The sequence below is a fragment of the Nocardia sp. NPDC051900 genome (assembly GCF_044452545.1).
GTDB lineage: Bacteria > Actinomycetota > Actinomycetes > Mycobacteriales > Mycobacteriaceae > Nocardia > Nocardia sichangensis.
Genome location: NZ_JBITBU010000012.1, coordinates 1 through 16,631, shown reverse-complemented (window position 1 = coordinate 16,631; position 16,631 = coordinate 1). Strand labels below are relative to the sequence as shown.

Sequence of the window (16,631 nt, the reverse complement as noted above, 5' to 3'; positions counted from 1 at the left end):
TCGTAGGCTTGCCGCGTGAACGAGCGTCAGCAAGGAAAGCGAGGACACCGTGCGCTGCGGCGCACGACGGAGCCGAGCGAGGCGCGATCGTGAGCGACAAGAGCGCGGCCGCGGGAACGGCGCCGACGACGGTGCGGGCGGCCGGTGGATTGGTGACGCTCGAAGGCGTCGTCGCCGTCGGCTTCGCGATCGTGCTGGTGGTGCGGGGACTGCTCGGGCACGACCAGTCCGCGACCAGCGGCTACGGCACGGCGGCCTGGTTCGGCATCCTCGGCGGGGCGGTGCTGGCCGCAGGCATCGGGCTCCTGCTGGGGAAACGCTGGGGTCGCGCCATCGCCGTCATCGCGCAGCTGCTGTTGCTCCCGGTCACCTGGTCGCTGCTCACCGACTCGCATCAGCCGGTCTACGGCACGGTGCTCGGGGTGGTCGCGGTCGCCGCGCTGGTGCTGCTGTTCGCGCCGCCGTCCACCCGCTGGATGGCGCAGGACTACGGCGTCGAACCGGAATAGTTCCCGGTGGCCGTGCGCAGCGCCGCGCGGCAGAGGTGGTCGGCGTGCCGGGTGGTCTCCGGTAGCCGGTAGCGCGGGGTCAGTGCCAGCACCTGTGCGCAGGCGGTGTCGAGGTCGATGCGGTGCCCCACGGAGACGAACACCGGCTTGACGCCGGTTCTGGTGCGCAACGCCCGTCCCACCACCGCTCCGTCGATGGTGATGTCGGTGGCCGCGCCGCGTTGCGGGCCCGGTTCGGCGTAATCGCCCCACACCGTCTTCGCCACGCCGATCGTCGGCACGCCGGTGAGCAGTCCGAGATGGCAGGCGAGGCCGAAGCGGCGCGGATGGGCGAGTCCCTGGCCGTCGCAGACCAGCAGATCCGGTGCGCTGTCGAGCTTTTCGAGCGCGGCGAGGGTGGCCGGGATCTCCCGGAAAGCCAGCAGGCCGGGCACGTACGGGAAATCGGCGACGCCGTGCGCGACCGCGGAGGCGACCGGTCGCAGGGTGTCCGCCGCCAAGACGACGACGGCCGTGGCCACGGCGCCGGTGTCGTCGTAGGCCGAGTCGAGTCCGGCCATCGTGCGGAAACGGGTACCGGGCGGGGCGACCGGAGTGACCAGCGGCCGCAATTCGTCCTGCAGGGCCATGGCCGATTCGGCAGTGGTGGGCCAGGACGCGAGATCGAGCGGCGGGAACCAGGACATCCGCGCTACCGCGCGTCGGCGGCCAGCTTGCCGAGCGCGTCGCCGGCCAGCCGATAGCCCAGCCATTCGTCCTGGGCTACGGCGCCGATCGATTCGTAGAAGTCGATCGAGGGCTTGTTCCAGGTCAGCACCGCCCAGGAGACGCGGCTGTAGCCGTGCTCGACCGCTTCCTTCGCCAGGGCTGTGAGCAGGGCCTTGCCGTAGCCCTTGCCCCTGGTCTCCGGCCGGACGTAGAGGTCCTCCAGGTAGATGCCGTGCACGCCGTCCCAGGTGGAGAAGTTGAGGAACCAGATGGCGCAGCCGAGCAGCCTCGACTCGTCCGCCACCACGTGCGCGAACACCTTCGGTTCCGCGCCGAACAGCGCGGAGCGCAGCTGCTCGGCGGTGACCGTGCACTCGTGCCGTGCCTTCTCGTAATCGGCGAGGTCGTAGATGAGGTCGACCAGGCCGGGCACGTCGGACGGGACGGCGCGGCGCAGGACGGCGGCGCCGAGGTCGACGGCGGTGGGGTCGGTGGCAGGTCGGGTCACAGTGACGCTCCGTTGTGTACCAGGTTGTGCGTGCGAATCGTGCGCGCGTCGTGTTCGTAGCCGAGCACGGTCAGCGCGCCGGTCGACATGGCGAATCGGCGGCCCTCCCGGACGTCGAATTCGGCCCAGCGGGCGATCAGCGCGCGGGAGAAGTGGCCGTGCCCCACCAGCACGATATCCCGCTCCGGCAGCGCGGGCGCCACGTCGGCCAGCACCCGGTCGGCGCGCTCGCGCACCTGCTGTGCGGTCTCACCGTCCGGGACCGGGCCGGTCCAGATGGTCCATCCGGGCGCGGACTCGCGGATCTGCGGGGTGGTCAATCCCTCGTAGGCGCCGTAGTCCCATTCGGCGAGGTCGTCGTCGACCACGGCGCCGGTGAGCCCGGCCAGCTCCGCGGTGCGCATCGCCCGTAGTCGGGGGCTGGTGCGCACCAACGGATTCCGCAATTTCAGCGTGGCGAGCAACTCGCCTGCCGTCCTGGCCTGTTCTTCGCCGCGCTCGGTGAGCGGGAGATCGGTGCGGCCGGTGTGCCGCCGCTGTGTTGACCAGCTGGTCTCGCCGTGCCGAAGCAGCACAACGCGGGCATCGTCGAGTGCGGACATGCCTCCATGATGGTCCACCGTTGATCATGGAGCGGCACTGTGGTCTCCCCGCGACGGTGACGAAGCGGACTACGATCCTGTCGGCCGCTCGATCTCGAGCACTGTCAGCGGCACCGGCCGCCAGACCTCGGCCTGGTAGTTCGCGAGCAACGGATCGCTCGTGGTCACCCATTGCGAGCTCGTCGTAGTCGGACTTCCGCGCCGTGCACCGGCAGGTGGTCGATTTCAGCTCGATGGTGACGTCGGAGCTCGGCGGCACCAATAGATTCGCCGCGTGCCTCAGCCGAAGGCGTGCAATTCTCCGTCGCGCAGTTCCAGCACGGTGCTCCCGATCACGGTGAGCGAGATCGGGTTTCCGGTATAGCCAGGCCGGTCCACCGGAATCCGACCGGTTTCGGTTCCCGTGGCCGGGTCGAGGACGGCGAGCGCGCCGGTGGTCGGCAGCAGCAGTTTGCCCGCCATCAGCGCGGGCGACCCGAGCGCGCCGCCCGCGGTCCACAGCGGGTCGAAAGTGCTGCCGTTCAAAGCGATCACGCTGTTCCCGGTGAAGACCAGATAGGCCGATCCGATGCGCGTGGTCGTGGCCGTCTGGCTCAGCGGTGCCGAAAGCTGATGCACCACAACGGCGTTGCCGTTCCCGTCATAGACGGCCAAGCGAGGCGGTACCGGCTCGGCGCCGGTCGCGGCGGGGAAGTAGAGCACGATGCGGTTGTCGGAGACCGCGAGCACCCGTGCTTCCGTGGAATCCGACCCGGGACCGGTCAATACGTGCGAGCCGAACTCCTCCGGCACCGTGTTGTCCTTGGGAGCCGGGTTGAGCACCGTCAGCCGCTCGGCCGGGTCGGTGGGGCAGCGTTCCAGCACGGCGAGCCGAGACGGACTGGAACCCGACGACAGCAGCGTGCACCCTTTGCGCGGCTGCGTCCTGACGTTCACCGGGGCGTCGACGAAGCCGTACTCCACGGTGCGCACCAGATCCGAACGCCACATCTCCAGTCGCTGCGGCCCCTGCGCCAGTAGGTAGGTGCCGTCGGCCGACAGCCGCACCTCCCGGTCCATGTAGCTGCTGCGCGCGGTGCGGCGGGCGCCGCTGTCGCCGGCCAGCATGGTGGCCTGGCTGCAGCCGCGCTCGTCGCGGTAGACCGCGATCACCATGCCGTACTGGCCCTCGACCCCGCACAGCGGCAAGTCCCGCCGGTACTTCCAGAGTTGATCGCCGGTGCGTGGGTCGCGGCCGGTGACCGTGTCGTCGTCGCCGGTCACCGCGACCCCGCCGGACACCAGCGCCCGCGTGATCGCACGGTCGGGCGCGTGCCACACCTCACGCAGCGCGGTCGGCAGCTGATCGGCCGCGACCGGGGTCGGCACCGTGGACGACGCGGTCACCGATTCGGTGCCGTGCGCGTCGCCGCGCACCCACACCACGGCTGCCGCGATCACGACGAGAACCGCGATCGCGACTGCGGAGATGATATCGGCGCGCGTCCGCCGCTCGGGTGCGAGCACGAATGCGAGACTAGCCGATCCGGGCGGTCAGGCCGACGCGGCGGCCGCGGGCTCGGCCGCGCTCCCGGCGTCCTCCGCCGCGACGTCTCCTTCGCTCGACCGACGCCGCCTGCGCCTGCGGCGAGCGGGACGGTCGGTCGTGTCGGTTCCCTCGGCGGCGCCGTGGTCGTCCGAGGCGTCTGGGCTCGACTCGTCGGTGGCGGCGCTGTCGGCGGTGTCGCCGGTCGCCTTGCGCCGCCTGCGCCTGCGGCGGGCGGGCTTGTCGGCCGCGTCGGCCTCGGGGGCTTCCTGCTCCGTGTCGATGACCTCGTCGTCCACGGCGGAGTCGGTGTCGGCCGAATCGGTGACGTTCGGTGCGCCGTCGATCGGCTTACCGCCGCGGGTGCGCTTGCGGTTGCGCTTGCGCGGGGCGCGGGCCTGGCGTTCGACCACCACCGCGTCCGGGTCGCGTTCCGGCTTCGGCTTGCGGATCACACCGGTGATGCCCTCGGGAATGCCGAGGTCGGTGTACAGGTGCGGCGAGCGCGAGTAGGTCTCGACCGGCTCGGGGATGCCGAGGCCGAGCGCGCCGTCGATCGCCGACCAGCGGTTGAGCTCGTCCCAGTCGATCAGCGTCACCGCGACGCCGGTGCGCCCGGCGCGGCCGGTGCGCCCGATCCGGTGCACGTAGGTTTTCTCGTCCTCCGGGCACTGGTAGTTGATGACGTGCGTGACGTCATCGATATCGATGCCGCGCGCCGCGACGTCGGTCGCCACCAGCACGTCGATGGTGCCCTTGCGGAACTTGGTCAGCGCCTTCTCCCTGGCGATCTGCCCCAGGTCGCCGTGCACCGCGCCGACCGCGAACCCGCGCTCGGCCAGTTCGTCGGCCACCTTCTGCGCCGTGCGCTTGGTGCGCGTGAAGATCATCGTCGCGCCGCGGCTCTCGGCCTGCAGGATCCGCGCGATCAACTCCCCTTTGTCCAGGGCGTGCGCGCGGTAGACGAACTGCGCGGTGCGGTCGTGCACCGCCGAGTCGTGCGGCTCCTCGGCCCGGATGTGCGTCGGCCGGGTCAGGAAGGTGCGCGCCAGGGTGATGATCGGCCCGGGCATGGTCGCGGAGAACAGCATGGTCTGGCGCTTGTCCGGGACCATGCCGAGAATGCGCTCGATATCCGGGAGGAAGCCCAGGTCGAGCATCTCGTCGGCCTCGTCCAGCACCAGCACGCCGATCTTGCCGAGGATCAGGTGCTGCTGGTCGGCGAGGTCCAGTAGTCGGCCCGGCGTGCCGACCACCACGTCGACGCCCGCGCGCAGCGCCGCGATCTGCGCCTCGTAGGGGCGGCCGCCGTAGATCGACGCCACGCGCAGCGGCCCCTGGTGGTTGGTCAGGTACTTGCTCGCGTTCTCCAGGTCCTGGGTGACCTGGATGCACAGCTCGCGCGTCGGCACGATGACCAGCGCGCGCGGCGTGCCGTCCAGCGGCGTCGTGCCGGATTCCGCGGTGGCGATCCGGTGCAGCAGCGGCACGCCGAATCCGAAGGTTTTACCCATGCCGGTGCGGGCCTGACCGATGAGATCTTCTCCCGCGAGCGCCAGCGGGAGGGTCAGTTCTTGAATGGCGAAAGTACGTTCGATTCCGATCTCGCCGAGTGCGCGGACGATTTCCGCGCGCACGCCCAATTCGGCGAAAGTCGGGGCGGTATGCGTTGCGTCCAGTTCGGCCGTCAACAGGGTCTCCGCCAGACCTGGTTCCTGATCGACTGTGATCTTGCTCAGGGTTCGTGCCTTCCTCGTAATCACGTCCCGCGCGCACGAGGTGGGGCGGACCGGGCGGTCCACGACGACCACGACTCCGCAGGCGATACTTCACCCGGCCACGCTCCGGATGCCGGGCGCCTGCCACAAAAGCGGCGGCTACCTCGCAAAACATCGGCGCGGCGCACTGGTGACGCGGATTGGTGCGCGCACATTTTCCTGTCCAACGAAAACTTCGCACTCGAAACCGGTCGGCAGTCGCAGCGGCGTCCCCGCGGTGTGCGTGAGCGCGACGTCCGGCGACTCTGTCGAGCGAAACTTTCCGTTGTCCGCCGCGATTGTAGCGTGATATTGTGCCGCGTTCGAATTGCCACCACGGCGCGCTATCGAAAATGCTCCGGACCCGCAGCGCGCTTTCGCCGCGCAGGGCGCCCACGTACGCTGCGCCACATGGGAATTCATCCGGCGCGGCAAATCTGGGCGACGCTCGAACCGCTACACGATGTCGTCTATTTCGGCACCGGCGTCAAGGAGGCGGGCGTCGGGATCGGATTGCGCGGCTACTGGCAGACCTACTTCGCTTTCCGCGCGGCGCCGCTGGGCGCGGTGACGCCCGCTACCGTGCAGGCGGCTTTCGCCGGTTTCCACCCCGGCATGGTGCGTCGCGCGCTGCCGGAGGCGTGGGAGCGTGCGACGCCGCAGCGCTGCCTGGCCGCTCGGCTCGAGCTGGCCACCGGTCTGCTGCGCGGCGTCGGCGCGGGTGACGCGGTGTCGGCTCGCGCGGTCGAGCTGCTGGCGCCGGTGCAGCTTGCCGCCGATCCGACGGGGCGGGCGCTGTTCGCCGCGAACGCGGCCTTGCCGCTGCCCGCCGACCCGGTGGCCGCGCTGTGGCAGCTGGCCACCTCCCTGCGTGAGCATCGCGGCGACGGCCATGTCGCGGCCCTGGTCACGCACGGTCTCAGTGGACGCCATGCGCTGGTCGTGCAGGTGGCCGCGGGAAAGGCGCCCGAATCGGTGATGCGGCCCGCGCGCGGGGTGTCGGAGGCGGAATGGGCGGACGCTTTCGACGAGCTGCGGGCCCGTGGGCTGGTCGCGGGGGAGCCGGTCACTCCGACTCTCACCGGCAGCGGCGCGGAACTGCTGGCCGCGGTAGAGGCCGAGACCGACGAAGCGGCGTGGACCGGTGCGCTCGCGGTGTTGTCGGCCGACGCGATCACCGAGCTGGCCACCTCGCTCGCGCCGCTGGTGCGCAGCGTGCAGGAGTCGGTGGTTCCGCCGCTCAACCCCGTCGGCATGGGGCCGCGGTAGCGCGGCGGGCAGTTGCCTGTTACCGGCGGTACCGAGATGTGAGACTCTCTTCGCTGTGAGCCTTGCCGACACTGTCACCATCGCCGCGCGCAACGCCTGGGCGCTGACCTTCGGCTCCGGCATCGAGGCGCCGGACCCGACCCCCGCGACGATCCTGTGGGACCAGCCGCATCGGCAACTGCGGCGGTTCGAGCGCGCGGAGGGGGATGCGGCGGAAGCGGATTCGGCCGTCCTGCTGGTCCCGCCGCTCGCCGCGCCCGCCACCTGTTTCGATCTGCGGCCCGACCAGAGCCTGGCGCGCTTCCTGCTGGAGATCGGCCGCAGCCCCTACGTCGTCGACTACGGCGAGATCACCTTCGCCGACCGGCGCATGGGCTTCGAGGACTGGATCGACGACATCCTGCCCGAGGCGGTGCTGCGGACCAGCGCCGACCGCGACGGGCGCGCGGTGGATCTGGTGGGCTGGTCGCTCGGCGGCACGCTGGCATTGCTGACCGCCGCGGCGCACGCCGAACTGCCCATCCGGTCCGTCACGGCCGTCGGCTCGCCGCTGGACTACGACCGGATGACCGGCGTGCCGCAGCTGCGCGCGGTCGCGAAACTCACCGGTGGCCGCGGCGCCTCTACCGTCATCCGCGCGGCCGGTGGCGTTCCTGCGACACTGACTCGAATCGGCTACAAGGTCACCGCCTGGGATCGTGAGCTGACCCGGCCATGGTTCGTCGCGAGCAATATCGCGCGTACCGAGGCGCTGGCGAAGATGGAGACGATCGATCGGTTCATGGCCGAGATGCCCGGATATCCGGGGCGTTTCTACGGTCAGCTGTGGGGCCGGTTCATCCTGAACAACGACATCGGTCGCGGTGTCGTGCGGCTCGGCGAGCGCCGGATCGAGCTGGCGAACGTGACCGCGCCGGTGCTGCTCGTCGGCGGGCCGTCCGACGTGATCGCCCCGGCTCCCGCCGTCGAGGGAGGCGTGCCCCTGCTCACGGGATCGGCCATGGTCCGTTACGAGACCGCGCCCGGCAGCCACCTCGGCATCCTGGCCGCGCCGACCGCACGTGACACGACATGGAGTTACCTCGAGAAGTTCCTTGCCGAGACCTCCTGAGTCGCGGTGAGTATTACGCTGGGGCGCATGGGAGCACAGTCACCTGCCGCGTTAGGTGTTTCGTCGACCGACCCAGCAAGCCTTTCCATCCCCGCGAGCCATCCCGGCGTGACCGACCTGTTCGCGGTGCTCGCCTACGGCGAGATATCCGCGTTCTACCGGCTGGCCGAGGAGGCCAAGCTGTCGCCGTCGCTGCGGGGCAAGGTGGCGGTCGCGAAGATGGCCGCGGCCGAGATGGAGCATTTCAAGACGCTGGAGTCCGCGCTGGCCGCGCGCGGCGCCGGCGTCTTCGACGCGATGGCGCCGTTCGTGCGCGCGCTGGACGACTACCACGCGTCCACCGACCCGTCGACGTGGCTCGAGTCGATGGTGAAGTTCTACGTCGGTGACGGCATCGCCGCGGACTTCTACACCGAGATCGCGGGCGCGCTGACCCCCGACGTCGCCGCGGTGGTCCGCGATGTGCTCGCCGAGACCAGGCATTCCGAGTTCGTCGTCGAGGAGGTGCGCCGGGCGGTCACCGAGAGCCGCTCCGAGCGCGACCGGCTCACGCTGTGGGGCAGGCGGCTGCTCGGTGAGGCGATCACCCAGGCGCAGTTCGTCATGGCGCAGCGCGACGAACTCACGGATCTGGTGCTCACCGCCACCGGCGATCTCAACGGCATCGCGGCGCTGTTCGAGCGGATGCAGGACAGCCACGCCGAGCGCATGGCGGTCCTCGGCATCTGAGCTACTCGTTCGCCGCGCGGTTGGGCACCAGCCGCAAACCGGGCGCGTGGATGCTCGCCCGGTCGATCAGCCAGACCACGACGCTCTGGTCCCTGCGGTCGGCTTCCAACATCTCGAACGGGACCTCGACCATGCCGTGCACGGGATGGTCGAGGTGCAGCGTGCCGGAGCCGGGCGCGCCGACCCGATGCGGCTTCCAGCGGCCGGCGAAATCGGGGAGCCCGCGCAGCGCCTCGATCGTCTCGAGCAGCGCCGCATCGCCGGGCCAATGGAGTTTGGCGCGGCAGAGGGCGGCGGTGAAGGTGTCGGCGGCTTCCTCCCAGTTGCGCAGGACGCGCCGCGCGGCGGGATGCACGAAGGTGTACCAGGCGAGATTGGGCTGATCCGGTCCGTCCAGCAGACCCAGCGGGGCGACGAAATCGGCCCACGCCTGGTTCCAGCCCAGCACGTTCAGTCTGCGGCCGACCACGAAGGCCGGTGTCGGCTGCAACGCGTGCAGGATCGTCTCGATCGTCGGGGCCACCTGCTCCGCGGCGGATTCGCTCCCGGGGCAACGGGTTTCGTTGCCGGAGGTCATCGCGAGCATGCCGAAGTACTGGCGGTCGTCGCCGCGCAGCAGCAGTGCGTCGGCCAACGCGTCGATCACCGCGAGCGACGGATTGGTGTCGCGGCCCTGCTCCAGCCGGGCCAGGTAGTCGGCGCTGACGCCCGCGCGCACCGCGACCTCCTCGCGACGTAGCCCAGGTGTCCGGCGCCGGCCGCCCTCGGGCAAGCCGACATCCGACGGCCGCAGCTCGGCGCGCCGGGCGATGAGGAACTCCGCGAATCCGTTGCTTGCCATAGATCCCATCGTGCCCGGTCCGAGGACGGTTATCCGCGCCCTGTCAGGTCCAGGATAACGGCGGTCTGGCTACCGGACCGCGGTCCGGTCATTGTCGGAGGCATGACATCTACCTCGGAATCCACCACGCTGAAAACCGGTTCGTGGGCACTCGACGCCGCGCACTCCTCGGTCGCCTTCACCATTCGCCATCTCGGCATCTCCAAGGTCCGTGGCGGATTCAACCGGTTCGAGACCGAATTCGTGGTCGACGAATCGGGCGCGGCCACCGTCGGCGCGACGATCTACCTCGACTCCTTCGACACCGGAAACGCCGATCGGGACGCGCACATCCGCACCGCCGATTTCCTCGACGTCGCCAATCGCCCCACGCTGACCTTCCGCGCCGACCATCCCGTGGTCGTCGCCGAGACCTTCGAGGTCGAGGGGCAGGCCACGCTCGGCGCGATTACCAAGCCGGTCACGCTGGAGGTCGAGTGGGGCGGTGTGCAGGACTTCGGTCCCACCGGCGACCGGCACGCGGGTTTCTCCGCCACCGGCACCATCAAGCGCACCGACTTCGGCGTCGGCGGAGCCCTGCCCGGCATGCTGAGCGACACGGTCAAGATCGAACTGGAGATCCAGCTCGTCGAGCCCAAGTGAGCGCCCCCGGCGGCCCGCACTAGCCTTGGAACCGACAGCACAGGACTCTCAGGTTCGGAGGTTGGCCGTGGAGGTCAAGATCGGTATTTCGGATAGCCCGCGCGAGCTGGTGATCAGCAGCGCGCAGACCCAGGAAGAGGTCGAGGCGCTGGTGTCCGGTGCGCTCGGCGGCGACGATGGCGTCCTGACGCTCACCGACGAGAAGGGCCGCAAGTTCCTGATCCAGGCTTCGAAGGTCGCCTACGTCGAGATCGGCTCGACCACCGGCGGCCGCGTCGGTTTCGCCGCCGTCTGACTTCCGGCTTCCCGCCGAAACGCAGCGAGCCCCTGCCCCCGATCGGTCGGGGGCAGGGGCTCGCTCGTCGTCGTGACCGCGCTCAGTCGATCGGGTGCAGCGGCACGTGCTTCAGTCCGCCCCAGGCGAGCGAGACGGTGGTGTCGACCGCCTCTTCCTTCGGGATCGGCCGGTCGGCCTCCAGCCAGTACCGTGCGGTGAACTGGCTCGCGCCGACCAGGCCCACTGCCAGGATGCGGGCCCGGTAGGGATCGAGGCCCGAGTCGTGCGCGACGAGGTCGAAGACCGCGTCCACACAGGCCTCTGTGGCCTGCTCGACGCGGCGCTGCACCTGCGGCTCGCTGGTCAGGTCGGACTCGAAGACCAGGCGGAAGCCTTGCATCTCGTTGTCCACGAAATCGAAGTACGCCTGCACCGCCGCGCGCACGCGCTGCTTGTTGTCGGTGGTGGAGCGCAGCGCCTGGCGCACGCTGGACACCAGCATGTCGACGTAGTTCTGCAGCACCGCGAGATACAGCTCGAGCTTGCTGGTGAAGTGCTGATACAGCACCGGCTTGCTCACTCCGGCGCACTGCGAGATCTCGTCCATGCCGGCGGCGTGATAGCCGCGCTGCACGAAGACTTCGCTTGCCGCCGCGAGTAGCTGTAGACGTCGCTCGTCGCGCGGAAGCCGGGTACCGCGTTTGGCGGGCTCGGACGACGATCTACGGGACGTCATCCGGTCCACGAGGTCAGTCATTTCGGCTCTCCCAGTCGATTCCCCGGCAAAGGGGTGTGCACCGGGTTATCTCAAGAACGATACCCGGTTGTCGCCCGCCCGCGGATCGGGGCCGGGCAACTGGTGCCACCCGGAGACACATTGTCGCACCGACGGGCCCGTTGGTATGCCCGCAGGTGGGGATTCGCCGCTGTGAGACGCTGGTGAACGTGACCGACCGACCGGAAAGACCCCCCGGCGGGCGGCGCGGTGCGCGTCGCCCGGCTGGCTCCGGCGCGCCAGGTTCCGTAGGGTCGGACGGCGTGGCGAGAACCTGGCCAGTGGCGCGATCCGGTGAGGCGGCTCGGACCGGCGCAGCCAAGCGGTCCGGGGCGGGCGGCGGGTCGCCCGGCCGGGAGACAAGTGAACGCATGCGCGGCAAACCGCCTGAACCTGCTGCGCCCCAGCTGGATTCAGCCTTGGAGCAGCTCGAACACGATGGCGCCGAGGTCTACGATCCGCTCGGTCTGTACTCGCACAAGGCCGAGCGATCCCACCAACCGCTGCGCGCCCGCTGGGATCCCACCGCTCCCGACGAGGGCAGGACGAGGTCGCGTCCCGAGCGGGATGCCAAGAAGCAGAGCGCACTGGGCAGATTCGTCTCGACCTACGGCTGGCGGGCGTACGCGTTGCCGGTGCTGGTCGTGATCACCGTTCTGGTGGTGGTCGACGCGATCCGCGCCACCGACGACATCAACGCCGCGGGCTCGGATCCTGGGCTCGGTCGACTCAGTCCGGCCACCGCGACCGCGGGCATCATCGGCGCTCCGCCGGGTGACGGGCAGTTTCCCACCGACCTGCCGACCGGGGCTCTTCCGGAAGGCGGCGCCTTCGCCGAGTCCGGTGCGGGCGTCTGGCATGTAGTGCCCGGCACGACCGCCCAGATCGGCACCGGCACCGCGACCGCCTTCCGCTACACCGTGGAAATCGAGAACGGCGTGGACACTTCCGGCCTGGGCGGGGACGAGGCCGTCGCCAAGATGATCGATTCCACGCTGGCCAACCCGAAGAGCTGGACGCACGACCCCAAGTTCGCGTTCCGCCGGGTCGACCAGGGCGAGGTGGACTTCCGCGTCTCGCTCACCTCACGGGGATCCAGCCGCAAGGAATGCGGTTTCGACATCCCGATCGATACCTCCTGCTACAACGCCGACGATCGCCGCGTCGTGCTGTCGGAGGTCAGGTGGGTGCGCGGCGCGCTCGCGTTCGAAGGCGATATCGGGTCCTATCGGCAGTACCAGATCAACCACGAGGTCGGCCACGCCATCGGCTACCACCAGCATCAGGCGTGCGACACCGACGGCGGGCTGGCGCCGGTGATGATGCAGCAGACCTTCGGCACCCGCAACGACGACATCGCCGCACTCGATCCGCACGGCGTGGTGCCGATGGACGGCAAGCGCTGCCGGTTCAACCCCTGGCCCTACCCCCGGGGATAGTGATTGCGCCGGACGGGGTGCTTGTCGCGGTGCGGCGGGTATACGGAACGATGGGCGGGAAGAACGGCCCGGTCGTCGGTGTTGCACAGTTGAACCAACCCGCCGAGGGCGTCATACCGCCGCAGCGATCGGCCAAGCGATTCGAGGAGTCCTGGACGTGTCATCACCCAAGTCCCTGCCGCCACTTGTCGAGCCGGCCGCGGAGCTGACCAGGGATGAGGTAGCCCGCTACAGCCGACACCTGATCATCCCCGATCTCGGCGTGGACGGGCAGAAACGTCTGAAGAACGCCAAAGTGCTGGTGATCGGCGCGGGTGGCCTCGGATCGCCCGCCCTGTTGTACTTGGCCGCCGCGGGCGTGGGCACGCTCGGCATCGTCGAGTTCGACGAGGTCGACGCCTCGAACCTGCAGCGTCAGGTCATCCACGGCGAATCCGACATCGGCCGCCCGAAGGCCGACAGCGCGCGCGACTCGATCCTGGAGATCAACTCCGGCATCGATGTGCGGTTGCACAAGATCCGGCTGGAACCGGAGAACGCGGTGGAACTGTTCCGCGAGTACGACCTGATCGTCGACGGCACCGACAACTTCGCCACCCGGTACCTGGTCAACGACGCCGCAGTGCTGGCGGGCAAGCCGTACGTGTGGGGCTCGATCTACCGCTTCGAGGGCCAGGTCTCGGTGTTCTGGGAGGACGCCCCGGACGGGCGCGGCATCAACTACCGCGACCTGTACCCGGAGGCCCCGCCGCCCGGCATGGTTCCGTCCTGCGCCGAGGGCGGCGTGCTCGGCGTGCTGTGCGCGTCCATCGGTTCGGTGATGGTCACCGAGGCGATCAAGCTGATCACCGGCATCGGTGAGCCGCTGCTCGGCCGTCTGATGGTGTACGACGCACTGGACATGAACTACCGGACCATCAAGCTGCGCCGCGACCCGGAGCGTCAGCCGATCACCGAGCTGATCGACTACGAGGCGTTCTGCGGCGTGGTGTCGGAGGAGGGCCAGGCGGCCGCGGCCGGGTCCACCATCACCGCGCGCGAGCTCGAGGAGCTGCTGGCGTCGGGCAAGGACATCGAGCTGATCGACGTGCGCGAGCCGGTCGAGTGGGACATCGTGCACATCGAGGGCGCGAAGCTCATTCCCAAGGACCGCATCCTGTCCGGTGAGGCGCTGTCCGAACTGCCCCAGAACCGTCCGATCGTGCTGCATTGCAAGACCGGAGTGCGCTCCGCCGAGGCCCTGGCCGCGCTCAAGCGCGCGGGCTTCTCCGACGCCACCCATCTGCAAGGCGGCGTGATCGCCTGGGCCAACCAGGTGGACAAGTCGCTGCCGGTGTACTGAGTCACGGCGCGCCGGAGGCGCGCCGAAATCGACGCAGCGTAGCGTACGGCCGTGACTTCTGTGGAACCTCCCGAGCATGTGCGTGCCACGTTCGGTCTGCGCGAAGTGACCCCGGTTTCGCTCGGCGACTGGGAAGGCGGCTGGCGCTTGGGCGACGTGGTGCTCAGTCCGGTCACCGATCACGCGCGTGCGGCGTGGTCGGCGAAGGTCCGTGAGGCGTTGAAGGTTGACGGCCTGCGGCTGGCCCGTCCGGTGCGGGCGACCGACGGTCGCTATGTGGTGTCCGGCTGGCGCGCGGACACCTACCTGGAGGGCATCCCGGAACCACGCCACGACGAGGTGGTCTCGGTGTCCCTGCGCCTGCACAAGGCGACGGAGAAGCTGGAGCGTCCGCGCTTCCTCGCTCAGCCGCCGGTGGTGCCGTGGGTGGACATCGACGTGTTCGTCGCGGCCGATCGCGCCGCCTGGGAGCCGGTGCCGCTGCGCAGTCTGCGCGCGGGCGGCGCGTCGCTGTCGACCTCCCCGGACGGGCGGCGCAGCATCGAACTGATCGGCCAACTGGCCACCCTCCGCAAGCCGGTGCAGTCGCCTCCGCAGCTGGTGCACGGCGACCTGTTCGGCACCGTGTTGTTCGCGGGCGCGCAGACCCCCGGGCTCACCGACCTCACCCCGTACTGGCGGCCGGTGCCCTGGGCAGCGGCGGTGGTCGTGGTGGACGCACTCTCCTGGGGCGGCGCGGACGACGGCTTACTCGATCGTTGGTCGGACTTGCCGGAGTGGCCGCAGATGTTGTTGCGCGCGGTGATGTTCCGGCTCGCGGTGCATGCGCTGCATCCGCGCTCGACCCCCCAGGCGTTCCCCGGCCTGGCGCGCACGGCGGATATGGTACGACTCACCCTTTGAGAGTGAAGTTGCTCTCGGACAACATATTCGGCACCACGGAACCGGCTCGCAGGTCCGGTGGGCAGCTCATCCGGCTTTCGGACGGACTTGTCGGCATTGCCAATGTCGGGAATGCCCGATACTCGCGATGAGGCATGTGCGCCGCATGTGCCGGGTGACTCTCGCCGAGAGAGGTTTACGGATGCTGTTTGTTGTCCTGCGGGAATCGGCCGTGTGGACTGCGCGGAGCGGAGGGCGTGCATGACGACGCTCGCCGACCTGGATCTCCCCGACCTTCCGCATCCCGCCTATGCCAGTGGCGGTCTCAACGCGGTCGTCGACGCGGCGAATGTGTACATGCAGAATGCGGTCTTGCTGTTCGCGTCCGGCTGGGAGGGCGGGCAGCCGGACATGATCGCTTGGCTGGGGGACAAGAAGCTGCTGAGCGCGGACGGCAAAAAGCTCACCAAGGATGGCGCTCAGACGCTCGAGTCCGGATCGTCGGTGCTGGTCGACAACTACGACAAGCAGCGCGGTGCGTTCCTGGACAAAACGTCACAACTGCAAGCTCAGAACGACGGCGTGAATGAACGGGCCATCGCGAGCTTCGACACCTCGAATAAGGCGTTCCAGGATGTCAAAGAGATCGTGAACGGGCTCAAATCCGAACTCAGCCGCGAACCCGGGGAGCACCAGTTGACCCGGCTGCCCGATGGCAACTTGCACCTGACCCCCGCCGAGGAGAACCGGCTGCTACAGCTGATCCTGGAGGGCGTGGACCGTGTGCACGACACGATCGAAGACGCGGACGACGGCATGCGAAGGGACGCGGGCAATATCTACAAGATGATTCCGGACCTCCCGCGCAACCCCTACGGAAATGCGCCGGACGCGGGGAACCGGGCTGCGTGGGCGCTGCCCGCGAGCGATGCCACCTGGACCAACGGCACCGGGACCACGGACGATATCGTCGCGAAGGCTCGGGAGCAACTAAAACTCGGGGTATCCGAACGTAATGGCGACAATTCCCCGGTGTACTACGACAAGGATGGCGTGGCCCACAAGGTTCCGTACAACATCGGTGACGCGTGGTGCGCTGCCTTCTCCACCTGGGTATGGGATAAGGCGGGTTACAACGTCCATTGGACCAATCCGAACTACGTGCCCTCCATCTGGAACGACGCCAAGCACATGGGGTTGGCGGCGAATATCTCGAGTGCGCAAAAGGGGGACATGATCATCTTCGACTGGGAGGGCGACGGAACCCCCGACCATGTCGGAATCGTGGAGTCCGTGGATCCCAGAACCGGCCAGATCACCACCATCGAAGGAAATTCCAGCGACCGCTTGAAATCCAACCACTATTCCATGAACGCGGGATCGCTCGTCGGCGTGGTCAAACCACCGTCCAACCAGGCAAGAGCGTCCTGACGGTACCGGTGCGCCGCGCACGGGCCATTGCGACAGCTTCGTGCGCGGCGCGCCGATCAATGTGCTGCAGGATCAACTCGAGAGGTCGTTCACCGAAGCGGACTCATTGCCGGACAGCTTGATTCCCAAATTGGCGGCGGTGCGATCCACCTCGTCGTCGGCGTGCTGGAACTCGATGGCCGAGCCCGCCGACAGCACTTCGACGTTGAGGCACAGCGACTGGAGTTCCTTGAGCAGGACCTTGAACGATTCCGGAATGCCCGGCTCCGGGATGTTCTCGCCCT

General features: G+C 69.0%; 18 protein-coding genes. 10 read left to right on the top strand and 8 right to left on the bottom strand.

Annotated elements, in window-relative coordinates; all coding sequences use genetic code 11:
* Positions 1-89: 89 nt before the first annotated feature.
* Positions 90-509 (top strand): hypothetical protein, encoded by a 420-nt coding sequence (locus ACIA5H_RS21275; RefSeq protein ID WP_039800324.1) that lies wholly within the window; start codon positions 90-92, stop codon positions 507-509.
* Here the strand turns inward: ACIA5H_RS21275 and ACIA5H_RS21270 are convergent.
* From ACIA5H_RS21270 to ACIA5H_RS21250, 5 genes are all read right to left on the bottom strand, one after another.
* Positions 488-1,195: an endonuclease V gene (locus ACIA5H_RS21270; RefSeq protein WP_397077136.1), complete on the bottom strand. Its 708-nt coding sequence runs from the start codon at positions 1,193-1,195 to the stop codon at positions 488-490. The genes ACIA5H_RS21275 and ACIA5H_RS21270 overlap by 22 nt on opposite strands.
* 5 nt (positions 1,196-1,200) lie before the next feature.
* Positions 1,201-1,725, bottom strand: coding sequence for a GNAT family N-acetyltransferase (locus ACIA5H_RS21265; protein ID WP_397077135.1), 525 nt, complete (start codon positions 1,723-1,725; stop codon positions 1,201-1,203).
* Positions 1,722-2,327 (bottom strand): acid phosphatase, encoded by a 606-nt coding sequence (locus tag ACIA5H_RS21260; protein WP_355077093.1) that lies wholly within the window; start codon positions 2,325-2,327, stop codon positions 1,722-1,724. Before ACIA5H_RS21260 ends, ACIA5H_RS21265 begins: the two co-directional genes overlap by 4 nt.
* Before the next feature lie 279 nt (positions 2,328-2,606).
* Entirely contained in the window at positions 2,607-3,833 is a 1,227-nt protein-coding gene (locus tag ACIA5H_RS21255; RefSeq protein WP_364439042.1) for a hypothetical protein, read from the bottom strand.
* 27 nt (positions 3,834-3,860) lie between these two features.
* A complete protein-coding gene (locus tag ACIA5H_RS21250) occupies positions 3,861-5,612 on the bottom strand; it encodes a DEAD/DEAH box helicase (RefSeq protein ID WP_397077224.1) in 1,752 nt (583 codons plus the stop codon).
* A gap of 408 nt (positions 5,613-6,020) precedes the next feature.
* Here ACIA5H_RS21250 and ACIA5H_RS21245 point away from each other — a divergent pair, with 408 nt between their 5' ends.
* From ACIA5H_RS21245 to ACIA5H_RS21235, 3 genes are read left to right on the top strand one after another with little or no spacing between them, the layout of a single operon-like run.
* The gene (locus tag ACIA5H_RS21245) at positions 6,021-6,878 is read left to right on the top strand and encodes a hypothetical protein (RefSeq protein WP_397077134.1); all 858 of its coding nucleotides are present in this window, start codon (positions 6,021-6,023) and stop codon (positions 6,876-6,878) included.
* Between the two features lie 55 nt (positions 6,879-6,933).
* Positions 6,934-7,989 (top strand): alpha/beta hydrolase, encoded by a 1,056-nt coding sequence (locus ACIA5H_RS21240; RefSeq protein WP_397077133.1) that lies wholly within the window; start codon positions 6,934-6,936, stop codon positions 7,987-7,989.
* A gap of 27 nt (positions 7,990-8,016) precedes the next feature.
* Entirely contained in the window at positions 8,017-8,718 is a 702-nt protein-coding gene (locus ACIA5H_RS21235; RefSeq protein WP_379254957.1) for a ferritin-like fold-containing protein, read from the top strand.
* A 1-nt stretch (position 8,719) separates the two neighbouring features.
* On the opposite strand, the gene ACIA5H_RS21230 is transcribed toward ACIA5H_RS21235, so the two are convergent.
* A complete protein-coding gene (locus ACIA5H_RS21230) occupies positions 8,720-9,559 on the bottom strand; it encodes a helix-turn-helix transcriptional regulator (RefSeq protein WP_355077084.1) in 840 nt (279 codons plus the stop codon).
* Between the two features lie 102 nt (positions 9,560-9,661).
* Here ACIA5H_RS21230 and ACIA5H_RS21225 point away from each other — a divergent pair, with 102 nt between their 5' ends.
* Together ACIA5H_RS21225 and ACIA5H_RS21220 are read left to right on the top strand one after the other, a co-directional pair.
* Positions 9,662-10,201: a YceI family protein gene (locus tag ACIA5H_RS21225; RefSeq protein ID WP_355077082.1), complete on the top strand. Its 540-nt coding sequence runs from the start codon at positions 9,662-9,664 to the stop codon at positions 10,199-10,201.
* Positions 10,202-10,268: 67 nt separating this feature from the next.
* Positions 10,269-10,496 (top strand): DUF3107 domain-containing protein, encoded by a 228-nt coding sequence (locus ACIA5H_RS21220; protein ID WP_355077360.1) that lies wholly within the window; start codon positions 10,269-10,271, stop codon positions 10,494-10,496.
* 82 nt (positions 10,497-10,578) lie between these two features.
* Here the strand turns inward: ACIA5H_RS21220 and ACIA5H_RS21215 are convergent, their stop codons facing one another.
* Positions 10,579-11,235: a TetR/AcrR family transcriptional regulator gene (locus tag ACIA5H_RS21215; RefSeq protein ID WP_039800303.1), complete on the bottom strand. Its 657-nt coding sequence runs from the start codon at positions 11,233-11,235 to the stop codon at positions 10,579-10,581.
* A 389-nt stretch (positions 11,236-11,624) separates the two neighbouring features.
* Here ACIA5H_RS21215 and ACIA5H_RS21210 point away from each other — a divergent pair, with 389 nt between their 5' ends.
* The 4 genes from ACIA5H_RS21210 (at position 11,625) to ACIA5H_RS21195 (ending at position 16,347) form a co-directional block, all read left to right on the top strand.
* Positions 11,625-12,692 carry a DUF3152 domain-containing protein gene (locus tag ACIA5H_RS21210; RefSeq protein ID WP_397077132.1) on the top strand — a complete coding sequence of 356 codons (1,068 nt, stop codon included), beginning with the start codon at positions 11,625-11,627 and terminating at the stop codon, positions 12,690-12,692.
* A gap of 157 nt (positions 12,693-12,849) precedes the next feature.
* On the top strand, positions 12,850-14,034 hold the full coding sequence (gene moeZ, locus ACIA5H_RS21205; RefSeq protein ID WP_364439028.1) for an adenylyltransferase/sulfurtransferase MoeZ: 1,185 nt from the start codon (positions 12,850-12,852) through the stop codon (positions 14,032-14,034).
* A gap of 51 nt (positions 14,035-14,085) precedes the next feature.
* Entirely contained in the window at positions 14,086-14,937 is an 852-nt protein-coding gene (locus ACIA5H_RS21200) for a TIGR02569 family protein (protein ID WP_364439025.1), read from the top strand.
* Positions 14,938-15,177: 240 nt separating this feature from the next.
* Positions 15,178-16,347, top strand: a complete 1,170-nt coding sequence (locus ACIA5H_RS21195) for a CHAP domain-containing protein (protein ID WP_379254961.1) — start codon at positions 15,178-15,180, stop codon at positions 16,345-16,347.
* A 72-nt stretch (positions 16,348-16,419) separates the two neighbouring features.
* Here ACIA5H_RS21195 and ACIA5H_RS21190 read toward each other — a convergent pair.
* Positions 16,420-16,631: hypothetical protein (locus tag ACIA5H_RS21190; RefSeq protein ID WP_356967402.1), on the bottom strand; the 212-nt coding region annotated here is incomplete at its 5' end.